This window comes from Anaerococcus obesiensis ph10 (genome assembly GCF_000311745.1).
GTDB lineage: Bacteria > Bacillota > Clostridia > Tissierellales > Peptoniphilaceae > Anaerococcus > Anaerococcus vaginalis.
Map to the genome: position 1 here is coordinate 521,604 of NZ_HE978531.1, position 11,971 is coordinate 533,574.

10 protein-coding genes and 1 pseudogene are annotated in these 11,971 nt (G+C 29.7%); all 11 read right to left on the reverse strand.

Annotated elements, in window-relative coordinates; all coding sequences use genetic code 11:
* Positions 1–446: 446 nt before the first annotated feature.
* Positions 447–1,166, reverse strand: a complete 720-nt coding sequence (locus HGAG_RS11915; protein WP_244263800.1) for an ATP-binding cassette domain-containing protein — start codon at positions 1,164–1,166, stop codon at positions 447–449.
* A gap of 101 nt (positions 1,167–1,267) precedes the next feature.
* On the reverse strand, positions 1,268–1,837 hold the full coding sequence (locus HGAG_RS11920; protein ID WP_244263801.1) for an ABC transporter ATP-binding protein: 570 nt from the start codon (positions 1,835–1,837) through the stop codon (positions 1,268–1,270).
* Positions 1,834–2,562: an energy-coupling factor transporter transmembrane component T gene (locus HGAG_RS02710; protein WP_019117814.1), complete on the reverse strand. Its 729-nt coding sequence runs from the start codon at positions 2,560–2,562 to the stop codon at positions 1,834–1,836. The genes HGAG_RS11920 and HGAG_RS02710 overlap by 4 nt, the downstream gene beginning before the upstream one ends.
* On the reverse strand, positions 2,562–3,152 hold the full coding sequence (locus tag HGAG_RS02715; RefSeq protein WP_019117815.1) for an MptD family putative ECF transporter S component: 591 nt from the start codon (positions 3,150–3,152) through the stop codon (positions 2,562–2,564). The genes HGAG_RS02710 and HGAG_RS02715 overlap by 1 nt, the downstream gene beginning before the upstream one ends.
* Positions 3,153–3,177: 25 nt before the next feature.
* A complete protein-coding gene (locus tag HGAG_RS02720; protein WP_019117816.1) occupies positions 3,178–4,902 on the reverse strand; it encodes an ABC transporter ATP-binding protein in 1,725 nt (574 codons plus the stop codon).
* Complete coding sequence (locus HGAG_RS02725; protein WP_019117817.1) at positions 4,899–6,668, reverse strand: ABC transporter ATP-binding protein; 1,770 nt, start codon at positions 6,666–6,668, stop codon at positions 4,899–4,901. The genes HGAG_RS02720 and HGAG_RS02725 overlap by 4 nt, the downstream gene beginning before the upstream one ends.
* Before the next feature lie 107 nt (positions 6,669–6,775).
* Positions 6,776–7,390: a TetR/AcrR family transcriptional regulator gene (locus tag HGAG_RS02730; protein WP_019117818.1), complete on the reverse strand. Its 615-nt coding sequence runs from the start codon at positions 7,388–7,390 to the stop codon at positions 6,776–6,778.
* Between the two features lie 229 nt (positions 7,391–7,619).
* Positions 7,620–7,781 (reverse strand): annotated as a pseudogene (locus HGAG_RS11430) (sigma-70 family RNA polymerase sigma factor); the annotation flags it as partial.
* 9 nt (positions 7,782–7,790) lie between these two features.
* Positions 7,791–9,527 (reverse strand): ABC transporter ATP-binding protein, encoded by a 1,737-nt coding sequence (locus tag HGAG_RS02740; protein ID WP_019117820.1) that lies wholly within the window; start codon positions 9,525–9,527, stop codon positions 7,791–7,793.
* Entirely contained in the window at positions 9,520–11,238 is a 1,719-nt protein-coding gene (locus HGAG_RS02745; RefSeq protein ID WP_019117821.1) for an ABC transporter ATP-binding protein, read from the reverse strand. Before HGAG_RS02745 ends, HGAG_RS02740 begins: the two co-directional genes overlap by 8 nt.
* A 4-nt stretch (positions 11,239–11,242) precedes the next feature.
* Complete coding sequence (locus tag HGAG_RS02750) at positions 11,243–11,839, reverse strand: TetR/AcrR family transcriptional regulator (protein WP_019117822.1); 597 nt, start codon at positions 11,837–11,839, stop codon at positions 11,243–11,245.
* Between the last annotated feature and the right edge of the window lie 132 nt (positions 11,840–11,971).

The following is an 11,971-nucleotide window of genomic DNA, read 5'->3' on the forward strand; positions in this document are numbered from 1 at the left end:
CTAAGATCATAAAGTCTACATAACATTGCAAGTCTCATACTATAAATCTTTATTGCTTGCATTTTAACCTCCTATATAAGTTAATTTTTTACCTTGATAAGTGAATTAAATTTGAAATATGCTAATCTCACATAATCAATTTCAAGAATATTCACACTTCAAAGTATTTTGATTTTATAGAAAGATGACAAAATACCCCTCACCTTATAAAGTGAAATTTGCCCTCTTTGGTAACCAAGTTTTTTTATTTTTTTATAGTATTTTTGAGTTTAATGATTAGTTTGAACATAAAAAGAGGACTTATGTTATTGGGCATAAATCCTCTAAAATAAAAAAATATTATAAAATTTATTTTATGGAGTATCATGAAAAATACTATTCACAACTTCTCGTTTTTCTTGCGTTTTTATCATATGTCCCTCTTGTATTTACTAATATATGCATTTTCATAAATACGTGAAATCAATCACTTTATCACAAACTGACTCTAAAAACTCAACATCATGGGATATTATTAAAATCAACTTATCTTCTTCCTTTACTTTCTTTATGTTTTTAGCTACTATTTTCATATTTCTATAGTCCAATCCACTGGTTGGTTCATCGAAAAATAGAATTTTCTTGTCGGATAGTAAAGCGGATAAGATAATTACTCTCTGTTTTTGTCCTCCTGACAAGGTGTGAGGATTTCTATCACTGATATTTTTCAACTCCATATCTTTTAACCAAGTATCTAAAGCATTATCATCTTTAATATTTGATGTTAATACTATTTCATCTTTGACGGTGTCCGTGAATAACTGACAGTTCACTTCCTGCATAATAAGCAGGTTCTCATTTAACCTGTTTTTTGTTTTGAAATTCTTATCCTCTTTTAAAATTTTCCCTTTATTTTCTTTGTATAAGCCACACATAATTTTTGCTAATGTAGACTTTCCAATTCCATTTTCTCCAACTATTCCAATAATATTCCCATAGCAAAATTTAAGGTCCTTGATGGACAAAATTGTTCTGGTATTTCTTTTGAATATCAGATTTTTTAATTCTAATAAAGCCCCTTTATTTAAATTTTCAAAATCATCAAATCCTTCAATGGCTTTATAATCAGAATGCCTAAGTCCTGTTCTCATTCGCTCATCTTCACTTAGATTTTCAATTTGGTCCATACTATATTCTCTGATGATTTTTCCATCCTCTAAGTATATTGCTCTATCAACAATGTCTTTTAAATACCACAGCCTGTGTTCTGCAATAATAATAGTTTTTCCTAAAGATTTAAGTTTTTTATTGTAAGCGATAGTTCTTCCATTGACTTTATGTCTAAGCTTGAAGACGGTTCATCAAGAATAAATATCTTAGGGTTTAATGCGTAAATACTTGCTATAGCAATCTTCTGCTTTTCTCCTCCGGAAAGATTGAATATATTTTTATTCATCAAGTTTTCAAGATGAAGCTCTTTTTCGACTTCTTTAATCCTTTTGTTAATTACTTCTCTTTCTATGCCGTAATTTTCTAAGCCAAAAGCAATTTCATCAGTTGTATTGGTTGTATAAAATTGTGTTTTAGGATTTTGAAAAACCGATCCTACATCCTTAGATAATTTATAAATTGGTGTGGTAAATGTATTCATCCCATTGACAAGAACACTACCAGTAATATCCCCATCATAAAACTCTGGTATTATACCGTTCATAAGCTTTAATAGAGTGGACTTTCCACAACCGCTCCTGCCACATAGAAGAATGCATTCCCCTTTTTTTATTTTCAAGTTTATATCTTTTAATGAGTAATCAGAGCCTCCCTTGTACTTAAAACTTAATTCTCTAATTTCAATCATAAATCCCACCCTGACACTTTCATAAATATTACTATTGATAAAATTAAAATCATAAGAATTAAAACGCCAATGTCATTTTTTCTAATCTTAATTAGGTATCTACTTGTTTTTTGAACAGGAGCATCAAGCCCCCTTATAATGGCTGATTGGGATAGCTCATCCCCAATTTCTATTACACTTACGAATAAGGGTACAAAAAAGTATTCCATTGTCGCAGCAGGTCTATGAAATAAATTATAAAGACTAACGCTAATCCCTCTTGTTTTCATCGCCATATTTATATGACTCCACTCATCTTTAATTGTTGGTAAGCATCTAAATATTACAGAAATCATTATGAGTGAATCTTTTGAAAGTTTTAATTTTTGTAAAGTTGCTACTGCACTGGAAACTGATGTAGAATTTAAAATCCATTTACCCACAATAATACATGGCAAAAATTTTCTCCCAATTGCCAAGAGGAATAAAATTAAATTCATGAGGAAATTTATATTGAAATAGGCTAAAGTTTTTTCTAATACAACACTTATTACAAAGAATAGAATATACCTTATAGCGGATTTCTTATAACCATCACTAATAATAATGGCAAGAAAAAATAAGCTAATAAGGCTTTGATATATCAAACCAAAACCTAAAAAAATTAAAATATTTGCACCTATAAGCAAGATAAGTTTTGTTCTGAGGTCATATTTTGACCCCAGAACAAACTTTGAATTTTCCATTATAATACTCCTGCTGATTCCAACTTTTTATTTAGTATTTTCTTTGTAAAATAAGAACCAACCAAGGAGAATATGAATGTTCCAATAATCATTACTGGTAACATCCATATTGGTGTCCATGCTCTTACTGTATTACAAAAGTTTTGATCTAAGCCACCTTTTATAACACTTTCAAAAAATGCTTCTCTCATAAGCCAAATTGGTAAGAATCCTCCAAATAAGTTTAAAGAAAAAAACATATGACTAATTGTATTTTTCTTAAAGTCTGTATATTTGCCACCTCTTGCTATGAACATAGCAATTATTCCGGCAGGCACTGCCACTAATGGTGCAATTGGAATATGTCCAGTTGCAACTAATAAAATACTTGGTAAGATAGCAGCAATTACAATAGCAGTGGCTGACTTTGTTTTTGCAAGAAGCATATGATAGGTTGGTGCAGCAAGTAGTGCTACAAGCATAGGCATTAGTAAAAATAAAACAGGGACAGGCATAGATATTGCCCCAATTACTGCATAGGTTACGAAATAGAGCGCAATTAAAACTCCCGCTGTAATAGCATTTTTTGATGATTTCTTTTGTGTTTTCATAAATTCCCTCCTTTAAAATTGATTGTTACTGTACAATCTTCCATTCTTTAGACTTTTCTTGATAATTCCATAAGTCTTTATATTGGCCTTCATTTTTTAAAAGTTCTTCATGCTTCCCAACTTCTTCTACCTTTCCTTTGTTTAAAACAACAATTTTATCAGCTCCCATTATGTTCCTTAATTTATGAGCTACAACCACAACTGTTTTATTTTTAATTAAATTTGATATTGCTTCTTGTATAATAAGTTCATTTTCCGGATCAATGGATGATGTTGCTTCATCAAGTAGTATTATTGGGGCATTTTTTAATATTGCTCTCGCTATTGATATTCTTTGTTTCTCACCTCCAGACAGAGTCGCTCCTCCTTGTCCAATCATAGTGTCAAATCCATCGTCTTTTTTGACTATAAAGTCATAAGCTCCTGCCATTTTTGCAGCATTCATGATTTCATCTTTACTTGCATCTTCATTTCCAAATTTTATGTTGTTATAAATTGTGTCTTTAAAAAGATACACATCCTGAAAAACAACAGAAAATTTATCCATTAATTTATCAGGGTCGACTGTTAGCAAATCTACTCCACCAATTTTAATTGTCCCTTCATTAGGATCATAAAATCTGGAAATTAATTTAATTAGTGTAGATTTTCCAGAGCCAGAGTAACCAACAAAAGCAGTTAATTCATTTTCATTAATGTCTAATGAAACATTATCGATAACCTTAGATTCCTTGTAAGAAAATGAAACATCGTGGATTTCAATTTTGTTGCTTTCGTTTACATCGGAATTTCCTGACATAGGTTTAGCGTTAAGTAAGTTAATGATTCTCTCTCCTGAAACTGATGCCATTTGTAGACCTGTATAATTTACAAGTGCAAGCTCCAAGGGATCAAAAATCCTTGTGCCTACAAATAAGAACATTAAAAATGTATCAATTTCCAAAGATCCATTTATAAATAAATAGGAACCAACTAAACTCATCAAAGGAAGTCCTATTCTTAAAATCATACTTGCTATAGTAGTTAATGAACCAACCCCTTTCTCACTCTTAATATTTGCATTTCTTGAGTTATCTATATCTTCTTCAAGCTTTGTTAATGTATCATCTAAGCTGTTATAAGCTTTTAGAGTCTTAATAGCATCCAAATATTCGTTTATATCTTCTTCCTCTTTTATCCTCATTTTCTTTGTTTTCAAATAAATTTTTTTCTGAAAGTTTTGCATGAGTGTAAGAAGTAGAACAGAAATCGGCAATCCAATAAGTGTTGCTATTCCCATTTTTACATTAATTATCAAAAATAATATTGAGCAAAGAACCGCTACACATATACCACTGAAAAATTGAGGTAATTGATGAGTTACTGCCGTTTCAACTTTGAAAAAATCATTCATTAATGTATCTAAGATCTCTGCTGAACTTTTTCCTGAAATATAACCTATTGGCAGTTTTCTTATGTGGTCTGCAAGCTCTATTCTTCCATCTGCACTTGTCTTGTATCCAAGTTCATAGGTATATTTTGTGGCTAAATTTTCTAATAAGAATGTTATTAAGAAAAATATTGCCATTATCCCAAAATACTTCCATAAAAGGCTCGTATTTATACTATCTGCACCTCTATTTAAAAATAGTGTTTCTACAATTTTCGCTAAAGCAATAAATGGTATAAGGTTGGAAATAGATGCCAAAACATTTAATATAATTGATTTTCTTATATTATTCATCTTTCCTAATGTAATATTTCTTATCATTCATTCTCACTCCCTTCTATATCCATTTGCCAAATATTTGTCTTCTTATAAATATCAAATAGTCTCTTATATATTCCATCTGCAAGGATTAAATCTTCATGCTTGCCTCTTTCTGCAATTTTTCCATCAGATATTACTAAGATTTGATTTGCATATTCTATGGTATTTAACCTATGAGCAATCATGATAACCGTCTTATCTTTAACCAATTCAGACAAAGCTTCCTGCATAAGATATTCATTTTCAGAGTCTGCAAAACTTGTTGCCTCGTCTAATACTAATATTGGTGCGTCCTTTAAAATCGCTCTTGCTACAGCAATACGTTGTTTCTCTCCTCCAGATAAATAAGTACCTTTACCCAAAACAGTGTCATACCCATCAGGAAATTTTACAATAAAATCATGACATCTTGCTTTTTTACATGCTTTTATGACATCTTCTTTTGTAGAGCCTACCTTTGCCATAGCAACATTATTGAAGACTGTGTCTGTAATAAGATCACTGTCTTGAAAAACAAATGCTACCTTGTCCATTAAGGCTTTTATCGGAATATTTTTTATATTAACTCCACCAATTTTAATAGAGCCTTCTGAAGGATCGTAAAATCTGGGTATTAGCGTTCCAATGGTAGATTTACCTGCTCCCGAATAGCCAACTAATGCTGTAACTTCTCCTTGTTTAGCACAGAAGCTTATATTCTTTAAAACCTCTTCATTTCCATAAGAAAAGCTTACATTATTAAATTCAAGATCATGACCTTTTATCTCTTTCTCACTATTTTCAATTGCCAATTCTTTTTGATCTATAATTTCATAGACTCTCAAAACAACTTCATTTAGTAAATTCATTCCTTCTGCAAAATCTCTAAGTTTTAATGCAGGTATGCTAATGGCAGGTGCAAGAATTAAATAGAAAATAAAGATTGTAACAAAGTCCAAATTATAATTTCGTGTCATTAAAAATATTCCTACAGGAACTATGAATGTAGCCACAGATAAAATAAACATTCTAAATGAAACAAATCCAGGTCTTATCATTGATGTCATCGAACTTGTAAAATCTCTATATTCTCCTACTGACTTTGAAAAAGTTTTAAATGATTTTACTCCCGTTCCAAATATTTTAACTTCCGGCATACCTTTAACATATTCAGTAGTTGCTGAATTAATTTGATCCAAAATCGCAAAGTTCTTATCAAGTCCACCCGACTTTATAATCTTTGCCATGATTGCAATCTGAATTCCTAAACCAACAAATATAATTAACAAAGTCGTAAGACCTAATATTAAATTTATCTTTAACATAACAATTATCATTGCTAAAATTAGTGTTAAAGTTGAAATTAAATTTGGCAATTGATGAGAAAAGAATCCCTCAATTTGATTCATATCCGATCCTAATACTTGCCTTATTTTTGACTTGTTGTCCCCAGTAAAAAATCCTAAAGGAAGGTTCCCAATATGAAATAATATCTTCTTTTTTAAGTTAGCTATTAAAACATATGAAAACTTATGGCATAAAATACTACCAATATAAGTTAAACAATATGCCAATACCACTGCTGCAAGTCCATAACTACAGAACTGAATTGTACTTTGTTCTAATTTCCCAAATAAAAATAGGGATTTTATAACTTTGTATATCACCAAAATTGGACAAATGCTTAATAGCATTCCAAGACTAACAAATAATATTCCTCCTACAAGTTGTCCTTTTTTTATTTCACTGTAGGAAATAATATCTTTGATAGATTTCTTCTTTTTCATCTAAAACATACCTCCTTACCGAACGAGTTCGTTCATTTACCTTAAAACTAATACAAGGAAAACACCCTTGATGTTTCCCTTGTAAAATACTTATATTTTGTTTTTCTCTACTGAGGTCTTTGAAATAGTTCGCTTATTATTCCAAAGGCTTCACTTGAATTTGTTTTGTTTTCTCCCTTAATAATATAGTCATTATATATTGTTCCAACAGCTCCGTATAAAATAAAAGCTGCGAAACTTCTCACATTTTCTCTATTTATTCCAATATTATTTTTTATTTTTTTATTTTCAATTCCTTCAATTATAAACTCTGAATAGACATCTATAAATTTTCCAACGTAATGAATCAACTCCCATAGCCTGTAAGAGTTATCTGTAATTGAATTCTCTTTTGAAAAATTATATCTTGTCGTAAACTGACCTATATCTTTTACTATAAGTTCTCTTAAAATTTTTATTCTTTCTTCATAATCCATTTCCTTATTTTGAAGTATATCCAACTTATTTTTTAGTTTTTCTTCAAAATATGTTTCCATACAAGCCAAGAAAATATCTTCTTTTGATTTGAAATAATAATAAAACATTCCCGGCGCTCCGTTAACTTCTGCGAGAATATCTCGCACAGAAACTTTCTCATATCCATCCTTTTCAAAAAGTCTGGATGCTATATTTATAAGCTCCTGTTTTCTTTCTTCTGGATCTTTTACATTTCTCTTTGTCAAAACCTCACCACCTATTGACCGACACTCGTTCTTTTAATAAAAATTATCATTTTCTTACACTTTTGTCAATAGTGCCCTGAATTTATATTATGAATGTGGTATAATTTTATTTACTATAAATAAGCACGCTTAACGCTTATAGTCTTAATTACACAATAACAGGGTCTGTAAATAATTTTGTGTATCAACCTAAATCCTGTTTAAAGGGTAATGGTTGATACATTTTTTATGCTTCAATCATAATTGGTGTAGCTACAACTTTTTCTACATCAACATTTTTATCTTCTAGATTATCTTCAAAATTCCCATCATGGTTTAGGGGAAAAAAGAGCAAGTGGTTTTTCTTGTCCACCTGCTCTAAATATTTTTCATGTTCAAAGACTTTAAATATTTCTTTCTATCAGTTATTTAATTTCCATGATTCCGCCTTAGCCTTTGCATTTATAAGATCAGAATAAAGTCCATTATTTTTAATCAGTTCTTCATGATTTCCACGTTCTACTATTTCGCCATCTTTTAAGACTAAAATCTGGTCTGCATTTCTAATGGTTTTTAATCTATGGGCAATCATAATTACTGTCTTATTTTTTGTAAGTTGTTCTATAGCTTCTTTTAATTTATCTTCATTTTCAGGGTCAATATTGGCTGTTGCTTCATCAAAGATAATTATGTCTGCATCTTTTAGCATGGCTCTAGCTATGGATATTCTTTGTTTTTCTCCACCTGATAGACTTGCTCCACCTTCTCCGATAATAGTATTATATCCATCCGGGAGATTTTCTATAAATTCGTGACATCTTGCTTTTTTTGCAGCTTCTACAACTTTTTCATGGCTTGCATTTTGTTTTCCAAATTTTATATTGTTTTCAATTGTATCTTCAAAGAGATAGACGTCTTGAAATACCATGGAAATTGAATTCATAAGATTTTCTATCTTATAGTCCTTAATATTCTTTCCACCTATGAAAATTTCTCCAGAGTTTACATCCCAAAATCTTGCAATAAGATTACAAAATGTTGTCTTACCAGATCCAGATGGTCCAACAATAGCAGTCATAGTATTTTCTTTTATCTCTGCTGATACATTTTTTAAAATTGGTCTATCATCATAGGAAAATGATACATTTTTAAAGACTATGTTGTGATTTTTTATTGGCTCTTTAATACTTCCTTCTTTCATATCTTCCATATCATTTACATAGGAATAAGAATCTATTGCATTCTCAACCATTCTTAGCATTGCCATAGCAGAACCAGATGTTATAAGCCCATCAAATATTACAAAACTTGCTATAAGTATCATAATAGTATTGACTATTTGACTGTTTTCAACAAAATATAATTTTATTGATATAAATAACATCAAACAAATTGTTATAGCTATTATTATTTTAGCTAATAAACTATATGGCATTATAGTTTTTTCTAAATCAAAAGAATATTTACTTGCACCATCAAAGCTTTTATCAAGTTTTTTATTGTTACTTCCTCTTAGATTGTATGATTTTATAATTTGCATTCCTTGCAATGTTGATAAGACTTCTTTGGTAAGTGATACTTGAATCTCATGAATCTTGTCTGCATTTTTACTAGACCTTTTTTGCATACGAGCAACAATCAACAAAAATACAATAGAGCCAACTATTGCTACAAGACATACCTTATAAGAAAATAAAAATAAGGATAAGATAAAAACAATAGCATTAAGCATACCACCGAAAACCATAATATACAAAGTTGGAACCCAAGTCTCTATATTATCTAAGTTAGTAGTTGCAATAGTTGTTAAATTTCCAAGGCTTAAACTTGAGAAAAATCCCATGGGAACTTTTTTTATTTTTTCACCTAATTCAATTCTCTTGTGTCCAGCCATAAAATATCCAGCATGTGTTTGTTTGAGCATAGAGGAATTTTTTGAAATAATTACTCCAGCTATACTAACTAATAAAAATAAACATGATATTCCTATTGTTTTGAAACTTATATCCTTGTTTACTATCCCAAAAATCGCATAATAAATGGCTGCAAATTGTAGAGCATTAAAAATAGAACCGAAAAAATTAGCAAAGATTGATTTTTTTATATACACTTGTTCTGCAATAGAAAAATTCCATATTTTTTTAAAAACACTAAGCATTTTCTTCTCCTTTCAAGGCAGTTTCCCAAAGATCGTGATAATCTTTTGATTCCTTCAAAAGCTTTTCATGACTTCCTTTACATGCAAGTTCTCCATTTTTAATTACAAATATATTATCTACATCTGTTATTGTCTTTAAACGATGGGCAATTATAATTAGAGTTTTCCCTTTGACAAGCTCTGATATTGCATCTTGAATCAAGGCTTCATTTTCAGGGTCGATATAAGAGGTAGCCTCGTCTAAAATAACTATTGGAGCATTCTTTATCATGGCTCTTGCAATTGATATTCTTTGCCTTTCTCCTCCAGACAAATGTTTACCAGCTTCTCCTACTCTTGTATCATATCCATCTGACAACTTCATTATAAAATCATGGCAGGCGGCTTTCTTACATACTTCAATTATTTCCTCATCACTAGCATTTTTATTTCCTATTCTGATGTTATCTTTAATTGACATATCAAAAAGAAAATTATCTTGTGCTACATAGGAAATAATAGTAGATAGCTTTTCAAGGGACATATCTTTAATATTTACATTTCCTATACTTATAGAACCACTATCTACGTCCCAAAATCCTGAAATTAGTTTTGCAATAGTCGACTTTCCCGAACCCGATTCACCTACTAAAGCATTCACACTTCCTTCTTCTATATTTATATTTATATTATTTAGGACTTGCTTATCTTCTTCATAAGAAAAATCTACGTTTTTCATCTCTATATTATAATTTTTTATATCCAAATTTTCATTTTTATGAGATAATTCTCTCGCAGAAAGTATATTTTTAATCTCTTCGAAAATAGTTGACATTCTTCCAATATCATCTTCAAAAGTCATTACTCTCATAATATTTTGGATAGTCCCAAAAGAGAGGATTATCAATGTTAAAAATACACCACCATCTAGTGAACCGTTCATACAGAAATATAAACCAAATGGTATAATTGTCAAAATACCAACTGGAGCAATAGACATACTTATCGCATAGTCTCTTGTATTTTCTCCCATCCAATCGTAATAGTAATTTGCCTTTTTATACACATTGTCCCTGTATTTTCTATAAGATTTTTCGCCTTGATTAAATGTTTTAATAACCTCTATTCCATTTATATATTCAACTACAGAATTGTTCATATCTTGGCTAATTTTAACTGCTTGTGGAAACTTTACCTTAATTCTTTTCATCGGCCCTGCCATAAAAAATCCACCAATAACTAATGGAATTAAAGATATTAAACTTAGTCTATAATCTAAAACTAACATGTAAACAAATAATATTATAGGTCCGACTAAATTAGCTGTCATCTCAGGTATCATATGAGCCAATGTTGTTTCAGTATTATCGACTTGATTTACAATTATGTCTTTTAACTTACCAGTAGATTCATTCAATATATCTCCTAATGGCATATTAAATAATTTTTCCATAAGGCTTTTTCTTATATCTCGTATTATTTTATAGGCTGTTTTATGAGAAATCATTGTTGACAAAAACATAAACACTTCTTTGATTATAAGACATAAAAGTATAAAGAAAATTTTATTTATATAGTAATAAAAATCTTGGCTACCATCAATTAATGATATAATCATCTTACTTAGAATAATATATACAAAAAGATTTGAAATTACTCCAAGTATTGAAAACAAGACAGAAATAAAATATGGTGCTTTATTTCTCTTAATGTATTTTTTTAATAGATCCATAAATTTAACTCCTTTCATCATCTTTTTTCATTACATTTATAAAATAAGTCTCTATCATTTCAGTTAGATATATCTTATTTTTTGTAAAATTCTCACGTGCATTCAAAATTTCGCAAGCCATCAATCCAGAATTCATAATATTAATCATAAATTCAAACATATCATCGGACGGCAACTCATTAAACAAAGTAGAAAACAATTCTTTAAATACTTGTATGGACTCTTTTTTTATTTTCACATATAGTTTTTTCAGATCATGATTTTCTTTTAACTCACATAAAAACATAACATAAAGCTTTACATAATCATTATCTTCAAGTATCTTGTCTATAATCATTCTTGAAAACAACTGTGGACTTAATATTAATCCTTCATCATAAATTGATTTTTGAACAATATCTTTTCTATTTAAATTACCTTCCATCATAATGTCGTATAAGATTTCATGCGTAGAACCATAATGATGATACAAGCCACCTCTAGAAAGCCCAGTAGCTTCCATAATGTCATTCATAACTGTATTTCTAAATCCCTTATCCAAAAAGACTTTAATAGCTACTTGTCTAATCTGCTTTTTTCTTTCATCAGCTTCCATTTTCATTTTATAAATAACCTCCAAACCGACACTCTTGTCGGTATTATTATATCAGCACTGATAATCATTGTCAATAGCTTCGCTTATACTTCTTTATTAATTTTTTTAAATGCGGTATAATTAATAAAACCTAATAAA